The following is a 21,696-nucleotide window of genomic DNA, read 5'->3' on the forward strand; positions in this document are numbered from 1 at the left end:
GACGGACTCGATCAGGTTCACAAGGGAAGGAATCCGCGAATGAGTGCTCCCTCGAAGCTCGACCGGTTCGTGGTCAAGTACCGCAAGGATCACACCCACCCGGTCAATCACTTCCTCCACGTCGGCGCGGGCTGGCCGATGATCGCCCTGGCGGTCATCCTGGTCCCGTTCCATCCGCTCTGGTCGCTCGGTCTCGTGCTCGGCGGCTACGCCCTGATGTTCTTCGGGCACTTCGCCTTCGAGAAGAACAAGCCGACCATCCTCAAGCACCCGAGCACCCCGTTCGTGATCGCCTGGGCCGTGATCCGCGGCCTTTGCGGCGGCCTGCTCCGCCTGGCAACCCCGCAACGGAGCCGGTAGCCTGGAAACTGAGATTGTTGGGATCTACCGGAGGTGACGACCCTGGGGATTGCATCCCTCTCGACTGACAAGTCGTGCCTCCGGATGGTCTGCCGAGACGGACAGACCTTTTCCCCACTCTCCCGAGGAGTCGTCGCGAGTTCCCCTTCGGAGACTACCGCCGATGGCCACCACCACCCGCGCAATCGGTTCGGCCGACCACGGCCAGCGACTCACTCTCGACGAGTTCATCGCGGCGGATTTCGAGGAAGGTTGGCTCTATGAACTCGCCCGGGGAGTGATCGTCGTGACGGAAGTCCCCGGTCCCGATCACGGCCGCATTGTTCGACGGTTGACCCGGATGTTCATCGTCTACGAAGACAGACATCCCGGCGTCATTACCTTCGGCGCGGGGGGAAGCGACTGCCGTCTTCGTCTCCCTGGCATGCAGTCGGACCGTCATCCCGACCAGGCGATCTATCTCGACCCCCAACCGCCGGGTCCGCACATCTGGACCCGCTGGACCCCGCACATTGTCGTCGAAGTGGTCAGTAAGGGGGGCGAGGATCGGGACTACGTCGAGAAACGCGAGGAATACCTTCGCGTCGGTGTCACGGAATACTGGATCATCGACCCCGCCTCCCGGCGAATCCTCGTGTTGCGTCGCGCGGGCGATACCTGGGAAGAGACCGTCGTCGCGTCCGGCGCCACATACCGCACCCACCTCCTGCCCGGCCTGGAAGTTCGCCCCGACGAGTTGCTCGGTCCTCTCGAGAGTGTGTGAACGTAGGTGCAGGTCTCGCTTGACAAGGTCGGAAGAGCGCGGCTAGGATGCCGGATGGAATGCCGTGGAATCTGAGATCGAGAAGACGAGGAGCGCCGATGGCCGAGCCAGTGACGTACGACGACTTTGCCAAGATCGAGTTGCGGGTGGCCAAGGTCTTGGAAGCGAGGCCGCATCCCAACGCCGATAAGTTGTTGCTTTTGCAAATCGACGTCGGCGATGAACAGAAGCAGATCGTGGCCGGCATCCGTCAGCATTACACGCCCGAGCAACTCGTGGGCAAGCTGATCGTCGTGGTCAACAACCTCGCCCCCGCGATGCTTCGCGGCGAGACCTCCAACGGCATGCTCTTGGCCGCGACTTCGGGCGAGCGCGTGATCGTGCTGACCGCCGACGACCCCGAGTGCGTTGTCGGAGCCAAGATCAAATAATTCAGGCCAACGGGCGGCGAAGAGGAATCGACCGATCGATCGCGGTTCCTCTTCGCGTGTCGCCTCGTCCTGCGCCGGCCGGTCCTGTCACGCTCACGCTGGGGGCCAGAGCTTTGAGTCGGGACCTCGGTGATTTCCCGACTCCCCCTGCGCTGGTCGCCGCCGTCCTCGAACGGCTCGGGCCGATCGGTGAGCAGTGGCCGCGGGTGTTGGAGCCGACTTGCGGTCGAGGCCACTTCCTCAAAGGGCTGATCGACGGAACCTCTCCTCCCCGCGAGATTCGCGGGATCGAGATCCAGGCCAGCCATTATGAGGCCGCCCAGGCGCTCGCCCGGGATACGGACTCGGTGCGGCTCGAGGTCGTTCGAGCCAATCTCTTCGACCTCGACCTCAGACGCGATCTCGCCTGGCGTGAGCCCGGGCCCTTGCTCGTAGTCGGCAACCCTCCCTGGGTGACCAACGCCGAGCTTGGGGTGTTGGGGAGCGAGAACCTACCGCGGAAGTCGAACGTGAAGCAACTGCGGGGGATCGATGCCCGCACGGGGGCCTCGAATTTCGACATCGCCGAGGCGATCTGGCTCAAGCTGCTCAGAGAACTCGCGGGCGAGGAGGCCACGATCGCCTTGCTCTGCAAGACGTCGGTGGCTCGTGGAATCCTCCAGTTTGCCGAGCGGGGCGACTTGCCGATTGCCGAGGCCTCGATCGTCAGGTTCGACGCCAAGACCTGGTTCCGGGCGGCCGTCGATGCCTGCCTCTTCCGAGTCAAGGTGGGCGTCGGAGTGGGCGCGGGGTTGGAACGCGTGCCTGTTTTCGCGGGGTTCCCTTCCGTCCGGCCGGAGTCGGCGATCGGGTTTGTGCGGGGCAGGCTCGTCGCCGACCTCGATCGCTACCGGCCGCTCGCGTTTGCTGACGGCCCGTGTCCCCTGACCTGGCGACAAGGGCTCAAGCATGATGCCGCGACGGTCATGGAACTCGAGCACGACCTGGGCCCTGGTTCGCTCCGCAACAAGCAGGGTGAGACGTTGAACGTCGAGTCGGACTGGGTCTACCCGCTGCTCAAGGGGGCAGACCTTGTCCGTGGTCCCGTCTCGCGGCCGACCCGCGCGGTCATCGTGACCCAACGCCGGGTCGGCCAGGACACGCGCGGGCTCGAGCAGGCGGCCCCTCGGCTCTGGGCCTATCTTGCGGGGCACGCGGCGGCCTTTGCCAGGCGGAAGTCGTCGATCTATCGCGGCCAGGCCCCGTTTGCGATGTTCGGAATCGGCCCTTATAGCTTCGCCCCGTACAAGGTCGCCGTTTCGGGCCTGGGCAAGGCGCCGCGGTTTCATGCGGTCGGATCGGTTCGTGGCCGGCCCGTGATGTTTGATGATACGTGCTACTTCCTCCCTTGCCGGTCCCCCGAGCAAGCGGCGATCACGACCGCGCTCCTCAATGACCCCGCCACCCTCGCGCTGATCGACGCGCTGATCTTTCGCGATGCCAAGCGGCCGATCACCAAGGCGCTCCTGGCTCGGCTCGACCTCGCCGCGCTCTCCGGGTACGTCGACCATCGGGCCTTGCTCATGCGTGCCGAAGACGAGTTTGCGCGACTGCTTGCCGCCGAGACCGTAATTTCCGAGAACGAGACCGACACGTTGTCGCTCGACTCGCGAGAATCGGCGATCATCCCCTGACCGATCGATCGATCCGTGACTTTGGTGCCCGAGGCCTTCGAACCGGTTTGGAGTCCGTTTATGGCTTTTGCGACGCTCAACTACCATAGCCGCTCACTTCAGAAAGCGTCATCCTTCAATATCATCTTCCCCGACGACCCGGCGATCCCCGGTCCCTGGGCGACGTTCTACTTGCTTCACGGGCTCTCCGACGACCACACGATCTGGATGCGACGGACGAGCATCGAACGCTACGTCGGCAGGCTGCCTCTGGTCGTCGTTATGCCCGACGGTGGCCGAGGGTGGTATACGAATTCAGTCGATGGGCTTCAGAAGTATGAAGATGACCTGATCAAAGATGTCGTCGGCCTGGTCGATCGAACGTTCCCGGTGAAGGCGGAACGCGCGGGACGCGCCATCGGCGGCCTGTCGATGGGAGGTTACGGGGCGATCAAGATCGGTCTAAAACACTTTGAGATGTTTGCGAGCGTCAGCTCGCACTCCGGGGCCCTTTCCTTCCCCCACCTCGATCCCGAAAAGGCCAAGACCCTGAGCCCGGAATTCCCGCGGATCTTCGGGACCTCGGCCAAGGGCGGGCCCGAAGATCCGTTCGCGATCGTTGAGCGGATCGATCACGGTCGGATCCCGGCGATCCGGATCGACTGCGGTAAAGAGGACTTCCTGATCGAACAAAACCGTGCGTTTCACAAACATCTCGACGATCTTCATATCCGGCATGAATATGAAGAGTATCCCGGTAATCACGACTGGGGGTACTGGGATTTGCATGTGCGCGAGGCCTTGGCATTCCACGCGCGGAACCTAGGACTCGACACGAAGTAAAGGAATCGACGCAACGCCCGTCGCCATGCGCTTGTCCCGTGGGATCACCGATTCGGCTGTCGAGAATTACGATCAGGTGAACCGTTTAGGTTCGGCGGGATGGGCGGCTTGTTTCCTTGAGGCCTTTACGGTTCGCGCTGGCGGATTCGGAGCATTGCCGCGAGGAGCCTATTCCCCAGGAGGTGGACGAGACGATAGGATTGCTCGCATTGACGTCCGTTCACACCTGATCCAAAGTCCATGGATGACTCGTGCGAGTTGGGAGGCTCACCGGCTGTGCTTCGCGAACTCTCGGTTCAGAACCTGGCGTTGATCGAGGATGTCCATGTTGAGCTTCAAGCGGGCTACTGTGCCTGGACGGGCGAGACGGGTGCGGGCAAGAGCCTGCTCTTGACGGCGCTTGGGCTGGTGCTGGGGGGGAAGGCGTCGGCCGACCTCGTACGTGCCGGGCGGAGCGAGGCCCGCGCGGCGGCCGTGTTCGAGGTCAAGGATCCTTCACTCCGGTCCGAGCTCGAGGCGATCCTCGGGGGCCCGCTCGATGACGACCAACTGATCCTCACCCGGCGCGTTTTGGCCCAAGGGCGCGGGTCGGCTCAGGCCAACGGCCTGCCCGTAACGGTCGCCACCTTGCAAGCCCTGGGCGAGCGGCTCATCGACATCCACGGCCAGCACGAAGGCCGCGCCCTGCTCGACCCTGACCGCCAGCGCTCCCTGCTCGACGCCCACGGCGGGCTTGGTCCCCAACTGGAAGCCTTTCGACGTTGCCGCGAGACGCACGACGAACTCCGCCGCAAGCGGCTCGCTCTGATCCAGGCCGCGCACGATCGCCAGCGCCAGCGTGCATTGCTCGAATTCGAACGTGATGAACTCACCGCCCTCGACCCCCGCCCCGGCGAGTTTGACGAGCTCTCCCGCGATGCCCATCGGCTGGGCAATGCCGAGCACCTGCGCGAGGCCGCGACCGAAGGCTATGCCCTGCTCTACGAGGCCGATCGCTCGGCGCAAGAGCTGCTCGAACGGGTCGCCCGTCGCCTCGAGCCGCTGGCGAGCGCGGTCGCCGAGATTGCTGAAGCCGCGGCCAACCTCGGACGCCTGGCCGACGAGACCCGCGAGGTGGCCTACGCCTTACGCAACCTGAGCCGAACCTGGGACGACGATCCCGCCCGGCTCGACGGGATCGAAACCCGGTTGGCCCATTACCGCCGGCTCGTCGCGCGGTTCCACTGCGAGCCCGATGATCTCGCTGCGCGTCGCGCGGAGATCGACGCGCAACTCGCCACAATCGACCAGGACGATGCCGACTTGCTCGGCTTCGACCTCCCGCTGGCCCAGGCCTGGGCCGCGCTTACGGAGGCCGCCCTGACCCTTTCGCTGGCGCGGCAGAAGACATGCAAGGCGTTCGGCAAGGCGATCCAAGGGCGGCTCAAGACGCTCGGGCTGGCCAGCGCAAAGCTGACTGTCGAAGTTGTGACCCAGCCCCTGGGCGATGACCCGACCCTATCGGCGCCGGGGGATGCGGGCATCGACCGGGTCGAGATGCTTTTCGCGGCCAACCCCGGCGAGGAAGCCCGCCCGCTCCGCAAGATCGCCTCGGGCGGGGAGCTGTCGCGGGTCACGCTCGCGGTGAAGACGGTTCTCGCAGGTGCCGACCGGGTGCCGACCCTGGTCTTCGACGAGATCGACACCGGCGTCGGCGGTCGGCTCGGGGCGATCCTCGGCAAGAACCTGGCCGAGCTGGCCGAGCATCATCAGATCATCTGCGTGACCCACCTGCCCCAGATGGCCAGCTTCGCGCGGCTCCAGTGGGTGATCCGCAAGCAGGTGGAACGGGGCCGGACCCGTACCACAATTACTCCGCTCGACGATTCCGACCGTGTGACCGAACTGGCGGCCATGCTCCGTGGTGACTCGGCCGCCGAGGGAACCCGCCAGGAAGCGCTCTCGATGCTTCTCGAGGCGCAGACCGCTCGCTAACGGCTTGCGCGGAAACATCTTTTACAAATTTTCGATTCCAAAGCGTGCGGCTCGATCGTTTTTGTGCGAAATCTCAGCGGATCTGTGATGGGGTGTCCCCGTGAGGTGCCTGGACCTCCAGCTTGCCCCTGGTTCACGCGGAGACGCGGGATGAAATAGGAGTTTGTTTATGGGTAGGCCGACAGAGTGATTGATTTTGACCGATGGATCCACCCTCGCCCCTGTGAGCTCATCATACTTTCTCGACTCCTTCGCGTCTCCGCGTGGGTCAGTCTTTCGGTTGTTTGTTTTTCTAAGCGGACCAACTGGGGTGACGCGCCCGCGGATCGATGTCTAATCGGCCAGGCGCGGGGACGGACCGACGGCGGTGAGAGACGGGGTGACGCGGACCCGGTCAACCTCCGCCCAGCGGCACGGACGGCCAACTGGGGGAGTCCCGCCTTCAACTCAGGGGGGCGTGCTCAATGCCTCCGCAAGGACGTTCCACACATGTCGGACGAGAAGGTACTGCCCGTCCCGGTACGCGCCTCCGCGGTCGCCGCCGCGGCCTTGTAGATGTAGTGCCAGGGCTCGTAGGGCGCGGGGAGTGGGCCGACGAATTTGCCGCCGGCCGCCTGAACCGCTGACTTGAGCTTGGCCGTCCAGCCGGCGTCGTCCCACTTCTCCTTGAGAGTTGCCGTGACGGTGCCCGCGACGACGTCACGGCCTTTGAACACGACAAAATCGAACGCCTTGGCCTGGCCGTGCTGTGATAACCCTGGTGTCGCATTGGAGGGAGTGTTGCTCAGGCTGGCTTCAACCAGGACCTTCTTGAACGCCTGAAGGCTCGTTTCATCCGGTATATCCGGCAAAGACTCGAGCGTCTTCAGGAGCTTGGTCTTCAGCTCCAGGCCCAACCTCTGGACGGTGGGATTCTGGTTCCACAATTCGACCTGGGTTTCGAGGCTACGGACCTTGTCGGGGTCAACCCCAAGCGTGAAGCCCGGGTTTTCGCCGGCGAAGGTGGATTTCACGTCCGCGACGGCTTCCTTCATTTTTGTGAACTCGGCGGTCTTCTTGAATTCCTCCATGTCCTGGTTCGACCAGGCCCAGTTGGCGCCGATGGAGCCTCGTCCCATCGACGGAAACCGTAAGTAGCCCCGGATCGCCAGGACGCGCCGGTCCATCAACGGCATGCCGTTCAGCGCCCCCTGGATCTGGGTCTCCAAATCCTTCTCGATCGCGTCGACGTAAGCCTTCAACTTCTCTTCGGCGCTCGCCATAGTCGCGACTCCTCAACTTAACAGTGGAATGTGATGTCCCGGAGGCTGGTTTCGCGCGAGTCGACGTTCCCCGCCCCATCCTTCTTTATCCCGCTTAGCGGCGACGCCGCGCACCCCGGCCACACGGTTGCGGGATTGCCCGCTCGACGACCCGGTCATTCCCGCGTCCAGGAGCTTCGAATTCGGGCATCGCCGTCGCCTTCTTTTCTTGTATGAGATTCCCCTTGTGAGCATACATTGGGCGACGCATGTTGTGACAGTGCGGCTCCGCGGGAGGGCGAGACCGCCAGGACTTTGCGGAGCAAGAGGCTTGCGTCCCGCCGCCCTGGAAGGTCAACCCACTCGCCCCAGTCTTTGTTTTCTGACGCAGACGTCCAAAGACGTGCCACCGAAGTGGACGACGTCCGGAGAGATCGTGTTGTCGTGAGGGATTTGAAGGAGCAAACGATCGCTTGAAGTGACAGCTTGAATTTTGATTTGTGTTTAAGAGCCAATGGATTGTGGAGTTAAGCGTTATTGAGTATTGGTTGTTGAAGTAATTGTCTCTGGTCTCGACCTCGTTGGCGTGGTCCGTCACAGCGGTCTGCCGTTGGTTGACGCTGGTTTTGCGATGCGAATGATCCACCTTCACCAACTCTGAGGCTGGCAAAGGTGGCATGACCTCACGGAAGAGCGTTCCCCCGGCGGGTTGACGATGCCATGTTGAGGCGACCGCGCACCGCTGATCGGGACGAAACGACCCTCGGTCGGTCGGTCGGTCGGTCGGTCGGTCGGTCGGTCGGTCGGTCGGTCGGTCGGTCGGTCGGTCGGTCGGTCGGTCGGTCGGTCGGTCGGTCGGTCGGTCGGTCGGTCGGTCGGTCGGTCGGTCGGTCGGTCGGTCGGTCGGTCGGTCGGTCGGTCGGTCGGTCGGTCGGTCGGACGCTACCCGGGTTCATGGCATCAGACCGCCATAGGACGAAGGGGGGGCATACTTTCCTTGGCCGACCAGGCTGGGATCCAACCGTTTGGTGACGTCGATAAAGTCAAGTGGGTCTTTGGACGTCGAGAAGTAGTTGCGTGGCTCTCGCAACGGCAGACTTGCTCCGAAGACGTGATTCAGGACGATACGAAAGGAGTTGACGGGAGTGGTGCGATCCGTGAGTCCTTCGTAATTCTTGTCCGGAAAATAGAAGCAGTTGATAATCCCCATTCGCTCGTGGAGGTCGGTTTTGTCGACGTCGTCCACGTGGTGAAACAGAGCCGAGCCGTGATCCGACTGGAGAATGATGACGGGGGGCTCGGGTGAAGTGGCGAGGATCCGCTCGATCGTGTGCTCGACCTGTTTGGTCAGGAACGTGGATTGTTTGCGGTAGCCGTCACGGTAGCCGGCGGCGGAGTTGTATTGTTGGGCATATCGGTCGCCATCGGCCAGCGAGAACAGACGCCTGCGCGGGCTGATGTCCTCCCCCTGCTCTCCAAAGACGAACGGAGGATGGGGGCAGAGGATGTGGGCAAAGGTGAACGTTGGCTCGGGGATCTTGGTGATGTCGGGCAAGTGATTGAGGACGAAGAGCGTCCGCTCGCGAGAGAATGCGAAAAAGTCCCTGGTATCCGCCTTGGTCATCATGACCCACATCGGCGTCATGCCGATGAGCATCCGGTGGAACGCGGTCATTGGCTTGCGCGGACGGAGGTAGACGTCCGCGGCCGGATGCTCGGTGGGGTCGTAACCTGAAGAAAAAGAAACATACTTATAGCCAAGAGGCCGAAGTGACTTGATGATGCGATTCTCGCCGATCAAGGGGGTCATCCCGGTCAGGTCCCGGGCGGCGGGATCGATGAGCGCCTGGAGATAGTCGAAATTCAGTGAAGAACAGAGCGACAGCCGCGTCTGGCAGTAGTTGGCCGTGCTCTGGCGTGCGACGAAGAACCCCTTCTGCTCCAGGCGGGTCAGGAACGGCCCGTTGTCGAAACCGAATTGGTTTTTCATCACGTCGGCGCACGCGTAGGTGTCCAGGATGATGTAGTAGATGTCGGGCCGCTTCCCGAGCGCCGGGGTGAGGGGCACGGCTTCATTACGGCGATGGCTCGGATGGGCCGAGGCACCCATCCGGGCCATTGCCGCGCTGCCCGTGGGGAGGGCGACGAGGATCAGGGAGAACGCGTTCAGGTAGCTGGTCCAGGCCCACGGTTCCTTCAGCCGACGCCAGATCGCAAGGAGAGCGGGCACCGCCGCAAGCGCGAGGAGCCCGAGCATGGGCAACGGATGCACGTGGTGCTCGCTCTGGCCCCAGAGTCGGCTCAGGTGGTTCAAAAGACCGTTGACCGCCTGAGTGCAGAGGTCGAACGTGAAAAACAAGGAGGCCAGCAACGAGGTCGCCAGGGCCGACCTCAGCGTGTCTCCGGTCAACCGTCGCACCACCACCCAGACCGCGAGCGTTCCGATCAGGATCAGGCCGATCGGCGCCACTAACTCCGCCGCCGGCGTCTCGTCCACGTTGTGTGCATAGAGCGACAGGATCGGGAACACCGCGATCAGAAACGGATGGAGCACCCAGCGTCGGCTCGACCACGGTCCACCAGCCTTTGCCCCGGGTTCGCCCTCGACGTTCCGTTCGGCCCCTTCAGGGCAAGTTCGAGCATGAAAGACTCGAAATATCATGGTTTGAGTTCACACTTATGAGAGTCAAAGTCAGGCCCTGACGGTGCCTCGGCGAACGTGTGCACGAAGATCAGGGGCTGAAAATCTGTCACGATAAGAGCCTGCGATTGCACGGAGTCGGGAGGTCGGTGAGGCCAAGCGCCGATCCTTGATCCGTGGCATCTGGTTCAGAACGCAATCCGATGGATCCATTCGAGGGACTGCCAGGACGTCGTTGTGGAGAAACGATGCACGTCCGTAGTATCGCAGCGACGCCGTCGCCGAGAATGGCAGCGAATTCTTTCGGTTTTCCTCCTCGTTGGGCCGCTCATCCCCCGGTTTTCGAAGGCTCGCCGGTCCTTAATCCGCTCCGATCGTTTCGCCAACGACGGGAGGCACATCCCATCACCAACGATGGAAGGCACTTTACAAACGTCTGGCCATGTGAGAAAGTGAGACCGCGCACGTTCGGGATGCCGAGTATGCGAATCTGGCGTGGTTGTCACGAATGTCGAATCGAAGCTGAGGAAAAGGAATCGATTTGGTCTCGTCCTTAGCCAACCCAGGCTGCCGGGTTCGGTCTCGACGAGTCACTTGGGGACTGTTGATTCCACGATGTGGCACCTGGCATTGTGTGCACTTCGGAGGTTCTGTCCGACCCGGCCCGAACTCGCTGGCCTGGTTGCTTGTGCCTTGACCTTCGCTGCCTGGAACGCGGCTGCCACGCAGACCCTGACGCCCGCCGTGCCGTTGTTCTTCCTGGTCCTTGGCTGGGTCTCCGTCCTGGTCGGGCGTTCCGCGGTACGCATCGCCGGGGTGGACGGGCGCGATGACTTTCCAACCGCGTTTCTCTTTGGTTTTCTTCTGCTCAACTCCGCACTTCTGGTACTCGCCTGGATTTCGGTGTTCTCGATCATCACCAACGCCGTCATCTTGCTGGCGTGCGCACTCGCCTTGCAGGCCGTTGGGCCACCCCGGCCCGCGGAGCGCGGGTTGCGCCTGGCGATGCCGGGTCTCCTGGCGGTCATCCTCAGCCTGGCGGCGGCCACGCTCTGGTCGCAGGACTCGATCACGGCGCAAAGCATTTTTCCCGATGGGGTGGTGCTCAGGCCGTGGGTGGACAGTCTCTTTCACGCCCGGCAGGTCCAGGTGTTCCGCGATTCGCCCGGACCGGTCGTGATGGACGACCCGCGGATGGCGGGCCAGCCGATGTGGTTCTACCACCACGGTAGTTACATGACAACGGCGTTGCTGGCGAGGATGACGGGGACGCCGACTTTCCTGGCCTACACGAGTTTTCAGGTGCCGTTCGGAGTGGTCCTCTCCGGGCTTGCTGCCTACGCCCTGATCTGTTCCCTGTGGGGTGATCGAGCGGGGGTCGCCGCCGCGGCCGTCCTGTTGCTCTTGCCCGACGCCTCGTGGCATGGGTTCGCCAACCCCTGCCTGGGATACGCCTGGCTCCAGCAGATCGCTCCCGCCGGCCAGTACGCGGTGGCGATTTTGGCGGTGGCCTGGATCCTGATGTTTGAGGGCTGCCGGACCGGGCGGCTTTCGCTCGTGGCGCTGGCCTTCCTGGCCACCGGGTTGGCGCTTCATTACAAAGCCCACTTGTTCGTTGCCGCGGCGCTCGTGATCTGGGTCTACCCGGCGCTCTTTCTGACTCGGTTTCGGTGGCGTTGGAACCTACGTTCCGCACATCTCTGGTTCATTATCTCCGAATTTCCGGCGGCCTGCAATTTCAGCGATCGTAGGCCGTCGCCATGCCAAGCAGGTTCAGAATCTGGCGTTGCAACTTGGAGAGCTCGGTCGTGAATTCCACTGGCGCTTGCCCCTCCACGATCAGCTGATGACGCTGCACCTCCTCGAACAAATCAATCACCCGACGTGCCGTCGGGCGATGGCACGCTCGACCTTCCGGGTACAGAGGCACACTCTTCACACCATCGCGTTTCATCGCCGCACGCAGTTCCCGCTCCAGCAGCGCCTCGGTCAACAGGGCCAAGAAATAGACGCAAAGCAGCGACTGGATCCGCCCCACGTTCTGCAGGTACACGGGAGCCACTTCGAAGTCTGTCTTGAGTTGCGAAAACCGCTTCTCGATTACCGGCTGACGCTTGTATGCTAATAGCAATTCTTCCTCAGTAAGCAATAACTCGTTGGTGATTAGGGGAAAGACACCGTCGACGCACATTTCCGCCGCGAGAGCAACATGGTCGATGCGGTAAGTCAATGCGATGCGAACGGTCTCCTCTTTCACGTAGCGCGTCTTGTCGTTGGGACGGCCACGCCCCTCCTGACGGTAAGTTTCCTCCCGTTTTTCCACGACTTCGACTGTGATCCACCGGGCCAAGTCCCGCGGCTCCAGGATGGCCGCGACCGCCTCCTTGACCTTTCCGAGTTGGCGATAGCGGCTACGCGGCGAGCTGAGTTTTAACCGCAGTTCCGACAACGCCAGCAACGCACGCTCCACTTGCTGATGACGTGATGATGCGTCGACTTCCGCTTTCCGTGTGCTGTGACACCAGATCAGACGGTAGCCCTCGGCACTGAGGGTCGCCTGGTCGGCCACGCTGTAGCGTTCCAGGAGAACTCCCTTCTCATCCCGCTTCTCATGGATCGGCTTCCAGGTCACCTGGTCCTGGTACAACAACGCGCGGAATTCGCCATCTTCGGAGCGGGTACGAGGCAGGATGCTCAGGAATCGGCCGCCGTGCTGGTGCAGGTAAGCCATGTTCTCGGCGGTGGCGAGCTTGCAGTCGGCCACATAGAGAAAGTCCCGTCGCCCGGTCAACTGGCACAGCAGGTCCCAGGTGGCACGATGAGTGCGGTCGTCGGTGGTATTCCCGCTTTCGACGCGGAAGTGAACCGGTACGCCGCCATCGCGAGTGACGGTCAGGACGTAGAGCAGTTGTTTGAGGTCAGGGCGATGATCCTTGTTGTGCCCCCAGGTAATGGCCTGGGTCTTCTGGCCCCGCATCAGGTCCTCTTGGGCCGCCTCGCGATAGTCGCCGTGGAAGGTGATTGTGGTCGAGTCGTTATGGAGTTCGTCCAATGCGACGTTGAACTCCGCCACGGCATGGGTGGCGACGGCCAGGGTGAACGAGGGGACATTGGCGTCGAAGAGTCGGTCGAGACAACGTCCGACGCGGTCGTCGTTCCAGTGGGGCAGTTGGGCCGGGGTCAGAGCGAACCACTCGGCGGGGTGGCGACTCGCCCATTGGCCGACGCCATACATGGGTTCACGGGAGACGAGAAGGTTCTTGAGCAAGAGAAGGAGGCCGGTGGAGGTGGCGATCTTTTGGCGGGCATCCTCGGGGGGAAGGTATTGGCGGAGGAAGTCATCCAGTCGAAGTCGGCGGATGATCCGATCGAGGATGGGAAGGGCGCCGAGCCGGAAGGACTTGAGGGACTGACCGCCGGTGTGGGCCGCCTCGCCGGGACTGAGATCGGGAGCGGGATTCGACTGGCGCGGTCGTTTTTGTTCTGGCATGGACCATGGCCTCGAGAGGGATCAAATCGTCCTCGACATGCCCGCGATTGGCGACAGGCGTCGGGTTGTGATTCCCGTCGGCATGATTGTCCGAGAGTCGAGCGGGTCAAGGTGGAAAATTTTGTTGACTTGCAGAAATAATTACGCCTTGACGTAAGTCTAGGCCCGCAAGACTTACGTCAAAAGCGAATCCTCAAGTTTGACTCCGAAAGGAGGCAGGGAACGGTTGGGACATTGCCTTGCATGGGAAACAAGCGAAGAATCGATGGGGAACGATCACGATGGGTTGGCGGGACGAGGAGGCGTGATGTGAGCAAGTCAGTGGCGGAGATCATGGAAGGAGCGGGTCGCGGGAGCCAATACATCAGCGTATGCCAGAAATAGCAGGAGGTGAAAATTCCGAGAAATTGCAGGCGAGATGTGCGGAACGTATGTTGGAAGTATGCCTGGTTGGTCTTTTCGCTGGCGTCCTTTTTCGTGATCGTCAGACTGTCGCGCCGGTTTGACGCGATCCCCGTGTTGCGGCTCGACGGTTCGTCGCTCAAGGAATACATGAACCTGAATGTGGCATGGCTGGCCCACGGCGCGACGCGGAACTTCTTCGCCTCGCGGTTTACCCCAACGTCCTCACGCCCTCACGATCTGTTCTGGGGGGCGTTGCTGCTCTTCTACGGCACGTTCGGACTGTTTGGCGTGGCCTATCTCGTCTTCCTGCTCGTCGTGGTCGGGCGCGAAGCGGTTCGGAGACCGATGAACGCTCGGCTCGGATACCTCGTCTTCCCACTTTTGATCATCATCAATTACCTGGTGATGTCTCTAGGGCTGGCGTTCAACAACAAGCCACCCGCGCACCCCGAGGAATTGCTGCACCGACCACTCGTCTGGGCTTATTTCGTGGTGGTTGCCTGGGTGGGCGGCCTGGCCTACGCCATCTTTCTTGAGGAGCGGATCCGCCGCTCATCCTCGTTGCGGAATGCGTTCATGGTCGGGGCCGTGGTGCTGCTCGTTGTGCCGTTCTCGCTTGGTCAGAGTGTTCAGGTCGGCCCGGAATGGGGGCGTGAGCTCACGAACCAGGCGTATCCACGCGGTTGGTTCGAGTGCGCCCGGTACATCCGAGAGCACGCGAGCGCCGGTGACGTGGTGCAAGACTCCGAGGGGGACCCGAACCTGATGGTGGGCGCGATCGGTGAGCATTCGGCTTACGCGATCGACTACTTCGACACGCTGCAGTCTCCGATCCTCCTCGACCGACTCGAAGAGATGCGCGTCTTCAAGGCAATGACCGACGCCGACGCGATCCGCCGGTTCGCCGCTCGCCGCCAGATTCGCTGGTATGTGACCCACCCCGAGACCCGGCTGCGCTGGCCCGGTTCGCTCTTGAATCACCCGAAGTTCTCCTGGAGCGGCTACTGCGTGTACTCGTTCCCGCGTTGATTCGTGGACTCAACCCGGGGGGCAGCGTTTGCCTCGGATCGGAGCCACCAGAACAGGCCGGAAACGACCAGGGCGTGATCGATCCGGCCGTCCTGGATCATCTGTGGAATCGCGGGGGCGGGGGCAAGCTCCACCACCACCTCTTCATACTGGTCGAGCCGGGGCTCGGCCACGAGGCGCGCGTTGCGGACGACGATCGTGGTCGTTCGCGAGGTCACGATCGAGGGGTTCGACCAGACGGTTCCCACGATTTCAGGCGCGTCGCCGGCATAGCCGGTCTCTTCGAGGAGTTCGCGCGGCCCGGCCTCCAACGCACTTTCGCCTGGTTCCAGCAAGCCGCCGGGCGTCTCGAGGCTGTCTTTCGCCGACCCCGCGCGGAACTGGCGGACCATGACGAGCTGCCGGTCGGGGGTCAGGGCGATCACGTGCACCGCGTCGGCCAACTCCATGACGTAGAAGGCGTGGACGCGCCCCGAGGTACGCGACTTGAACCGCTCGCGACGCAACTGGAAGAGCCAGTTCTCCTCGATCATCGGCTCGTCGTCGCGTCGACCCTCGCGAGTCCAGGAGGCCGTCGATTCGGGCAACAACTTGTCCACGCATTCACCTCCAAGCACGAGTCGGAAAAAAAACAGACAAACTCTCGCGCCGGGGACGGACGACGACCGGGCACGCGGCCCCAAGCGAACCCCCATCGATCCGGCAAACGGCGGTTAACGGAGCAACTCGTCGATGACCATGGCGACGCCATCGTTGTCGTGGTCGCCGGTGATGTGATCGGCCGCGGCAAGAACGTCGGCCGGGGCATGCCCCATGGCAACGCCGAGGCCCGCTCCCTGGAGCATCGGCACGTCGTTGGCATCGTCGCCGATGGCGCAGATCTCCGCGGGCGAAACGTCCCAGAGCTCAGCCAGGTGAAGGAGTGCAGACCACTTGCTCGCCTCGTGATGGAGGACTTCGCACATCGTCCCCGCGTACCGGGGACTCTTCTGGACGAAGGTCCGCACCCGGCCGGAAAGTCGGGCCATGATAATATTCTTGAATATGAGCATGTCTGTGCGTGCGCCGATTGTGCAGATATGGTAGTGCCCTCCCCCGTCGATCCGTTCGGACCAATCGGGGTTGACCTCGCCATGGCCCCGGTTCTGGGTCAGGTAGTCGTCATAGAGGGGGCGGCCTGTCGGGTCGCGCGTCACCAGGAAGTCGAGGCCCTCGGGCGGCCGGTCGGTGAATGAGAGCGGCCACTCGTCGTGGACGTGGAAGAGGTCGAGCAATTCGGCGAGCAGGTCGGGCTCGAAGTCGGCCCGCCAGAGGGTGCGGTGGTTGCCTGGGTCCTTGACGAGCGCTCCCGAGTTGCAGACCAAGGGGGCGTCGAGCCCGAGTTGCTCGGCGATCGGCCGGGCGCGGCGATAGCGCCTGCCGGTGCAAAGGACGGGCCGGATCCCCGCCCTGGCCGCCTTCGCGACGGCGGCGATGGTGCTGGGACGCAACGTCCCTGCTCGGTCGAGCAACGTCCCGTCCACGTCGAGCGCCAGGATCCGATAGGTCGAGCCGTTGACTGTTCGCAACAAGATGATCCTCCAGGTGTGGCGTCCCGCATTGCCGAGGAGGCTATCGTACCGGGACCGCGGGACTGCCGGCAAATCCTCCCCGTGGCCTCGGGTCGACGATCGAGTCCGGAAAGCGCCGAAAGGTTGACCTGTTGGTCAAGCTCGCCCGCTTGGGATAAGATCGAGACCGGGAGACCGTGGCCTTCGACTCGGGGTGGAATCGCCAGCCGGTTGCCTCGTTTCGCGTGTCATCATCGGCTTGAATTCAGGAGTTTTATCGACGATGCCCCGTTCCCACGCGTTGACGCTCTGGGCCTTGATCCCTGTGCTCGGGCTCTCGGGCTGCGAGTCGGACACGTTCATGCCGCCCCCCAATCCTGAGTTGACGGCCCCGGCGCCGCCGCCGCCAGTTCGGGTCGTCGAGATGATTTTGCCCACGAATAGCACCCCCGACCAGAATGCCTTGGCCCAGTATCTTCGGCTCGTTGCCTCGCGCGAAAAGACGAGCTACCGGACGTCGGCTCCCGAGCCGAACGATCCACCGCGGCGCCAGGCCGACCTGATCCGCAAGGCCGCCGAACGAGGAGCCACGGTCCTGATCGTGCAACCGGCTCAGGATGCCGAAGTGACCAAGGCGCTCCACGAGGTCCGCGCTCAAGGCGTCTCGTCGGTGCTTCTGGCCGAGCCGCTTTCCGAAGCGGGGACGGGGAAGCCGTTCCCGATCGTCGAGCCGGCCCCTTATTCCGACGCGGCGGGAAAAATCATCGAGACGGCGGTGGAGGCCGCGAAGACCGTCAAGCTGCCCGCTGACGGGACGGCGGTCATCCTGACCGTGCTCAAGCCCGACGCCGATCTCAAGGCCGGCGCGGAAGCACTCGCCGCCGCGCTCAAGAAGGCGGGCGTCGCGCACTCCGAGCCACTCACGTATGACGGCACCCTTGAGGGGGCCAAGTCCGCGCTCAACACGCGGCTCGAAGCGGATCCGAAACTGGCGATCGTGCTCATCGGTGAGCAAGTCGGCTTGACCGGCGCGCTCGATGTCAGGAGCAAGCTGAAGGGCAAGCGACCGATCGTGGTGGCCGGCTACGTCCCGAGCGATCCGCCGATCAGCGAGATGCTCTCCATGCAAACGGCCGCGATGGCGGTCCGCAACATCCCCCAACTCGCGCGTCAGGCGTTCAAAACGGCCCTCCAGGTGGCGGAGGGAGACGCGGTCCCCGATCGGACCGCGGTCCCCGACGATGTTCGCCGCTTCGCTTCGGCGTATGTCGACACTCCTCCCGACCCGATGGAGGGACTCCCCAAGTCCGACTGAGTGAGCCAGCCGGTCGATCAGGATCAGTGGGCCCCGTAAGCGGCGCCGGCGGCGCGGCGACCTCGGACGCTCTCGGGGAAGAGCGATTCTTGGTTGAGCGTGCCGTCGGTCAGGAACGGGATCGGCAGGTACTCGGTTTCCCGAGTCAGGTGCGGGTGAGCGCGAAGCTCCTCCTCGAGCGGAGGTGACACCCAGAGGGTGCTCAGCTCGAGCGTGTTCGGGATCACGACCATCCGCGCCTCCGACGGATCGATCCGCCAGCACGTCTGGAGCGCGGCCTCGAAGACCTCGCGATCGCTGGGCAGCGTGATCGGGATCCGGGCCCGCTCCAGGCAGCAGGAGGTCAGGACGTTGATCCGGAACGATCGCTCCTCCAGCTTCGAGACCAGCCGCTCGGTCGTCAGGTCGGCAAAGCCGACGCCGACGATGTTGCCGTGGCTCTCCTCCGAAACGTCGAGCACGACCATCCGCGTCACGACCGGGCGCTCGAAGTCGTTCTGGGTCTCGATCATCAAGCGGCCGGTGACGTTCGGGTCGATCCCGGCCCCCGAGTAGTTCTTGCCAAGCTCGCCGATGACCAGCACATCGATCTGGTCGAACGGTAGCCGGGCCATCAGCTCGCGGGCCCGCTTGAGCAAGTTGGGTTCGACGTCGAAGATCGTATCAGGTTCAAGCGGCACGATCTCGGCCGGCACGTCCTCGGCGTTCTCGAGAATCGCCAGGCCGAGCGCGAACTTCATGTTGGCGATGAGGTGCCGCCCGACGGCCGGCAGCACTTCCTTCATCCCGCGCAGTCCGAGCTTATGAATCTGCTCGGCCCCGTCGCGCTTGCCCAGGCCGATGACCATCATCTTGAGGATGCCCGACTCGTGGGCGGCGTGGAAGTCGGTATGCGGCTTGACCCGGTTCAAGAGCACGATGCCGTCGGCGCCATGGGCGTTCTTGTCGAAGTAGATCGGCAGGCCGATCGGGCTGGTGCCGACGACGACGGTGTCCATGTCGGTGCGGACCTCGACCCCCATCGTCTCGGGCGTGATCTGGTATTCGGCGAGGAGCTGGCGCTGGCCTTCCGGAGTGGCGCCGCCATGGCTGCCCATGGCCGCGACGATGAACGGTCGGAATCCCAACTCCTTGAGCGTGTCGACCGTCGCCCGCGCAATCGTGGGGATAACGGTGATCCCTCGGCTGCCCACCCCGACCGCGATCGTTCCACCCGGCTTGACCCGCTCGCGGATCTTGCTCTCCAGAATGAGTCGACGGACGGTCCCCGCCACGTCGTCCAGGCGAGGCTGGGGCACGGACTGTCGAACACGCGCCAGCGGTGGAAATGACATCCGAGGCAATCCTCTGTTATGATGGTCGAGATTCAAAAAAAGCCGGTTTTGAAGGCGAGTCAAGACTCGCAATCTCGGACTCCCCTCTTAGACTAAGGATACGCGTCGTGGTCGTCAAATCGAAGCCAGACGCCGCCTTCGGCCCCAACCGCCTGACACTCTCATGAGTACGGCGATCCTGATTCTGACGCGTGAGGGCCTTGCCCTGGCCCGCCGCCTCCGCGACGCTTGCCCGGAAGGGATCGCCATCTTCGGCCCTTCGTGCGTCGTTGGCGCGTGTGGCGGTTCCGTCTCCCGCGCGGACGAGGCCATCGCGATCGGTGATACCGCCCCTCTCTTCGCCACGGCGGAGCCGGGTGTCTTTGGCTGGCTCGGTCCGCTCCGCCTGGTCTTTCCCACGATCTGGGAGCGGCATGATTCGATCGTCGCGGTCATGGCCCTGGGAATCGTCGTCCGGCTCGCCGGTCCGCTCGCCCGGGACAAACGCCTCGATCCGGCCGTGGTGGTGGTCGATGACGCAGGTCGGTTCGCCATCAGCGTCCTCGGGGGGCACGGCGCGGGGGCCAACGCGCTGACGCGCCGGGTCGCCGAGGTCCTGGGGGCCCAGCCGGTCGTGACCACCGCGAGCGAGGCCCGCGGGCTCCCGGCGGTCGACCAGGTGGGCCGCGACCAAGGATGGACGATCGAGCGGACCGAGAACCTGACGCGGGTCGCCGCCGCGGTCGTCCGTCACGAGACGGTGGCGGTCTGGCAGGATGCCGGCTCCCTCGATTGGTGGCGTCCGTTCGGCCCCTGGCCAAGCCACTTCCACCGGCTCCGTTCCTGGGACGAGCTGCCCGGGTTGCGGGCCTCGGCCTTACTGGTGATCAGCGACCGGCTCGAACCCGAGAACCTGCCCGAGGAACAGACGCTCGTCTATCGGCCCCCGACCTTGGTGGCGGGGATTGGCTGTCGCCGGGGCGTCTCGCTCGAGACGATTGCGGCCTGGACCGAGTCGGTACTCACCGCGCACGGCCTCGCGGCGGGCAGCCTCGCGGCCTTGGCCACCGTCACGCTGAAGGTCGACGAGCCCGGCCTGCTCGCGTTTGCCGCGGTGCGCCAGCTCCCGCTCGTCGCTTTCCCCCCTGCCCAACTGGCCGACCAACCCGGGATCGAAACCCCCAGCGAACGGGTCCGATCGAAGATCGGCATCCCGGCCGTGGCCGAACCTTCCGCCTTGCGGGCCTCGGGCGCATCGCGCCTTCTGGTCACCAAGCAGAAAGGCCCCGGGGTCACGGTGGCCCTGGCCCGTAAGCCCGCTCCCGAGTCGCAGGCCAACTGAGTGTGCTGGCTCTGACGCTTCAAGGAGCCCCGAACGCCGGCGCGTAGACGCCGATCGACGGCAGAGGCGCCATCGATCCGGCCGAGTACGGCACGGCCCACGTCTGATAGTTCGCCGCGCCGTAGACATAGCCGGGGGCGACGATCCCGGGCCGCCAGAGGCCGACCCCGTACCGTCCCGCGATCAATCCGGAGGGGGGATAACCATAGCCGTAGCCCACGCCGAACGGCGAGGCGAACTCGGAGTAAGTGCGGGGAACGCGGTAACTGGCGGTGCCGTAGCTCGTACCGTAGAAGCCGGGAGCTTCAAAAAAACCATTGACTCGGATCGGAGCCGACACGCCGACCACCGGGGCCTGAGCGTGCGTTGAACCCGGAGTCAGTGTCATCGCGGAACCGACGATTGCCACCCAGAGCCATTCGCGCATGATTCTCTTTCCCTTCACTTCGATTCCGGCCACGTCGGAACGGCCAGCGCCTCATTCGCTCCACCCGCAAGTGTACGGCCTACCCGGGGGCCGTGCGGACCCATTCGTATAAAAAATCAGAAAGAAAGGCGAAGGGAGCGCGCTCTCCCTTCGCGGCCTGATCGTCCCGAAACTTCGCCGTTCAGGTCGGGCGATCACCAGCGATAAAATCGACCACCACGCCAGCCGCCGTACCCCCTGCCTCCCCACATCGAGTAGGGGCGAATGCCGCCGTATCCATAGCCGTAGCTTCGGTAGAACGGGACGACCGGCGAAACGACGCCTGAATAGAACGAGGTCGTTCCGGGCGCGACGTAGCCGGAGTAGCCCGAGCTGTACGTCGTCGTGCCGACCAACGGTGCGGCATAGCCGATCCCAGGCGCGGCATAGTACGAGGAATAGCCCGTCGCTCCGTACGCGCTGGGGCCGTACGCGCCACCGTACGGATAACCGTAACTGTAACCGTAACTGGGATAATAATAAGGTGTCCCAATCGAGAACCCGCCCGAGTAGGGATTGCCAATCGACAGCGAGAACTGGGCCTGCGAGTCGGTCGCATAGCCGAGTACGATGCCGCCCGCCAGGACCAAGCCGAAAAGACGGTGCATTGAGACCTCCACACTCGTAAGGGAAGAACCCGGGTGCGCTGTCACGATTGTTCTTTTGCGTTCGACCGCGTCAACAATCGTTGTTAAGCAGGTGGACCTGGTCGTCTTTTGCATTGAATGATGTGTCAGCCCTGAGTGCCACGGGTTGGACTCAACCCGTGAGCCAAAAACCTGGGCGATCGCTCACGGGTTGAGTCCAACCCGTGGCCCCCAGCGTCCTTTGTATCCCAGCGTGAACGCCCATCAAAAAATGAAAGAAAACCGAGACCAACG

Annotated in this window: 19 protein-coding genes; 10 read left to right on the plus strand and 9 right to left on the minus strand. The window is 63.5% G+C overall.

The features are described 5' to 3' along the window. Positions 1–39: 39 nt before the first annotated feature. The 6 genes from BUS42_RS23795 (at position 40) to recN (ending at position 6,023) form a co-directional block, all read left to right on the plus strand. Positions 40–360 (plus strand): Mpo1-like protein, encoded by a 321-nt coding sequence (locus BUS42_RS23795; RefSeq protein ID WP_074310280.1) that lies wholly within the window; start codon positions 40–42, stop codon positions 358–360. A gap of 163 nt (positions 361–523) precedes the next feature. Further along, on the plus strand, positions 524–1,123 hold the full coding sequence (locus BUS42_RS23800) for a Uma2 family endonuclease (RefSeq protein WP_074310282.1): 600 nt from the start codon (positions 524–526) through the stop codon (positions 1,121–1,123). A gap of 98 nt (positions 1,124–1,221) precedes the next feature. Next, complete coding sequence (gene metG / locus BUS42_RS23805; RefSeq protein WP_074310284.1) at positions 1,222–1,554, plus strand: methionine--tRNA ligase subunit beta; 333 nt, start codon at positions 1,222–1,224, stop codon at positions 1,552–1,554. Between the two features lie 56 nt (positions 1,555–1,610). Continuing rightward, on the plus strand, positions 1,611–3,227 hold the full coding sequence (locus BUS42_RS23810) for a DNA methyltransferase family protein (RefSeq protein ID WP_254053702.1): 1,617 nt from the start codon (positions 1,611–1,613) through the stop codon (positions 3,225–3,227). A gap of 60 nt (positions 3,228–3,287) precedes the next feature. Then, positions 3,288–4,049 carry an alpha/beta hydrolase gene (locus tag BUS42_RS23815; protein ID WP_074311397.1) on the plus strand — a complete coding sequence of 254 codons (762 nt, stop codon included), beginning with the start codon at positions 3,288–3,290 and terminating at the stop codon, positions 4,047–4,049. A gap of 240 nt (positions 4,050–4,289) precedes the next feature. Next, entirely contained in the window at positions 4,290–6,023 is a 1,734-nt protein-coding gene (gene recN, locus BUS42_RS23820; RefSeq protein ID WP_083670460.1) for a DNA repair protein RecN, read from the plus strand. Between the two features lie 461 nt (positions 6,024–6,484). Here recN and BUS42_RS23825 read toward each other — a convergent pair whose 3' ends face one another. The 3 genes from BUS42_RS23825 to BUS42_RS23835 form a co-directional block, all read right to left on the minus strand. Next, on the minus strand, positions 6,485–7,285 hold the full coding sequence (locus BUS42_RS23825) for a hypothetical protein (protein ID WP_074310288.1): 801 nt from the start codon (positions 7,283–7,285) through the stop codon (positions 6,485–6,487). Positions 7,286–7,947: 662 nt separating this feature from the next. Beyond that, positions 7,948–8,220, minus strand: a complete 273-nt coding sequence (locus BUS42_RS45325; RefSeq protein WP_254053703.1) for a PT domain-containing protein — start codon at positions 8,218–8,220, stop codon at positions 7,948–7,950. Continuing rightward, a complete protein-coding gene (locus BUS42_RS23835; RefSeq protein WP_143206449.1) occupies positions 8,217–9,818 on the minus strand; it encodes a hypothetical protein in 1,602 nt (533 codons plus the stop codon). The genes BUS42_RS45325 and BUS42_RS23835 overlap by 4 nt, the downstream gene beginning before the upstream one ends. 702 nt (positions 9,819–10,520) lie before the next feature. On the opposite strand from BUS42_RS23835, the gene BUS42_RS23840 reads away from it, so the two are divergent. Next, positions 10,521–11,717 carry a hypothetical protein gene (locus BUS42_RS23840; protein WP_143206450.1) on the plus strand — a complete coding sequence of 399 codons (1,197 nt, stop codon included), beginning with the start codon at positions 10,521–10,523 and terminating at the stop codon, positions 11,715–11,717. Here BUS42_RS23840 and BUS42_RS23845 read toward each other — a convergent pair. Continuing rightward, a complete protein-coding gene (locus BUS42_RS23845) occupies positions 11,644–13,395 on the minus strand; it encodes an IS1634 family transposase (protein ID WP_083670021.1) in 1,752 nt (583 codons plus the stop codon). The genes BUS42_RS23840 and BUS42_RS23845 overlap by 74 nt on opposite strands. Positions 13,396–13,872: 477 nt before the next feature. On the opposite strand from BUS42_RS23845, the gene BUS42_RS23850 reads away from it, so the two are divergent. Continuing rightward, complete coding sequence (locus tag BUS42_RS23850; protein ID WP_143206451.1) at positions 13,873–14,829, plus strand: hypothetical protein; 957 nt, start codon at positions 13,873–13,875, stop codon at positions 14,827–14,829. On the opposite strand, the gene BUS42_RS23855 is transcribed toward BUS42_RS23850, so the two are convergent. Together BUS42_RS23855 and BUS42_RS23860 are read right to left on the minus strand one after the other, a co-directional pair. Beyond that, positions 14,802–15,428, minus strand: coding sequence for an NUDIX hydrolase (locus BUS42_RS23855; protein ID WP_254053704.1), 627 nt, complete (start codon positions 15,426–15,428; stop codon positions 14,802–14,804). The two genes, BUS42_RS23850 and BUS42_RS23855, sit on opposite strands and share 28 nt — an antisense overlap. Before the next feature lie 114 nt (positions 15,429–15,542). After that, positions 15,543–16,400 (minus strand): HAD family hydrolase, encoded by an 858-nt coding sequence (locus tag BUS42_RS23860; protein WP_254053705.1) that lies wholly within the window; start codon positions 16,398–16,400, stop codon positions 15,543–15,545. Positions 16,401–16,662: 262 nt separating this feature from the next. Between BUS42_RS23860 and BUS42_RS23865 the strand changes: the two genes are divergently transcribed. Next, positions 16,663–17,694, plus strand: a complete 1,032-nt coding sequence (locus BUS42_RS23865) for a substrate-binding domain-containing protein (protein WP_074310294.1) — start codon at positions 16,663–16,665, stop codon at positions 17,692–17,694. Between the two features lie 23 nt (positions 17,695–17,717). Here BUS42_RS23865 and BUS42_RS23870 read toward each other — a convergent pair whose 3' ends face one another. Further along, complete coding sequence (locus BUS42_RS23870) at positions 17,718–19,028, minus strand: nickel pincer cofactor-dependent isomerase, group 22 (protein WP_074310296.1); 1,311 nt, start codon at positions 19,026–19,028, stop codon at positions 17,718–17,720. A gap of 163 nt (positions 19,029–19,191) precedes the next feature. Between BUS42_RS23870 and BUS42_RS23875 the strand changes: the two genes are divergently transcribed. Next, positions 19,192–20,349: a cobalt-precorrin 5A hydrolase gene (locus BUS42_RS23875; RefSeq protein ID WP_074310298.1), complete on the plus strand. Its 1,158-nt coding sequence runs from the start codon at positions 19,192–19,194 to the stop codon at positions 20,347–20,349. Positions 20,350–20,368: 19 nt separating this feature from the next. Here BUS42_RS23875 and BUS42_RS23880 read toward each other — a convergent pair whose 3' ends face one another. Both BUS42_RS23880 and BUS42_RS23885 read right to left on the minus strand, forming a co-directional pair. Beyond that, the gene (locus BUS42_RS23880; protein ID WP_074310300.1) at positions 20,369–20,776 is read right to left on the minus strand and encodes a hypothetical protein; all 408 of its coding nucleotides are present in this window, start codon (positions 20,774–20,776) and stop codon (positions 20,369–20,371) included. Positions 20,777–20,970: 194 nt separating this feature from the next. Next, positions 20,971–21,423, minus strand: a complete 453-nt coding sequence (locus BUS42_RS23885; protein WP_074310302.1) for a hypothetical protein — start codon at positions 21,421–21,423, stop codon at positions 20,971–20,973. Positions 21,424–21,696: the final 273 nt, after the last annotated feature.

The sequence above is a fragment of the Singulisphaera sp. GP187 genome, from assembly GCF_900129635.1.
GTDB lineage: Bacteria > Planctomycetota > Planctomycetia > Isosphaerales > Isosphaeraceae > Singulisphaera.

Coding starts and splice junctions, on each gene's coding strand:
- BUS42_RS23795 (WP_074310280.1), top strand. CDS start 40: ATGAGTGCTCCCTCGAAGCTCGACCGGTTCGTGGTCAAGTACCGCAAG.
- BUS42_RS23800 (WP_074310282.1), top strand. CDS start 524: ATGGCCACCACCACCCGCGCAATCGGTTCGGCCGACCACGGCCAGCGA.
- metG (WP_074310284.1), top strand. CDS start 1,222: ATGGCCGAGCCAGTGACGTACGACGACTTTGCCAAGATCGAGTTGCGG.
- BUS42_RS23815 (WP_074311397.1), top strand. CDS start 3,288: ATGGCTTTTGCGACGCTCAACTACCATAGCCGCTCACTTCAGAAAGCG.
- recN (WP_083670460.1), top strand. CDS start 4,290: ATGGATGACTCGTGCGAGTTGGGAGGCTCACCGGCTGTGCTTCGCGAA.
- BUS42_RS23825 (WP_074310288.1), bottom strand. CDS start 7,285: ATGGCGAGCGCCGAAGAGAAGTTGAAGGCTTACGTCGACGCGATCGAG.
- BUS42_RS45325 (WP_254053703.1), bottom strand. CDS start 8,220: ATGAACCCGGGTAGCGTCCGACCGACCGACCGACCGACCGACCGACCG.
- BUS42_RS23840 (WP_143206450.1), top strand. CDS start 10,521: ATGTGGCACCTGGCATTGTGTGCACTTCGGAGGTTCTGTCCGACCCGG.
- BUS42_RS23845 (WP_083670021.1), bottom strand. CDS start 13,395: ATGCCAGAACAAAAACGACCGCGCCAGTCGAATCCCGCTCCCGATCTC.
- BUS42_RS23865 (WP_074310294.1), top strand. CDS start 16,663: ATGCCCCGTTCCCACGCGTTGACGCTCTGGGCCTTGATCCCTGTGCTC.
- BUS42_RS23870 (WP_074310296.1), bottom strand. CDS start 19,028: ATGTCATTTCCACCGCTGGCGCGTGTTCGACAGTCCGTGCCCCAGCCT.
- BUS42_RS23875 (WP_074310298.1), top strand. CDS start 19,192: ATGAGTACGGCGATCCTGATTCTGACGCGTGAGGGCCTTGCCCTGGCC.
- BUS42_RS23880 (WP_074310300.1), bottom strand. CDS start 20,776: ATGCGCGAATGGCTCTGGGTGGCAATCGTCGGTTCCGCGATGACACTG.
- BUS42_RS23885 (WP_074310302.1), bottom strand. CDS start 21,423: ATGCACCGTCTTTTCGGCTTGGTCCTGGCGGGCGGCATCGTACTCGGC.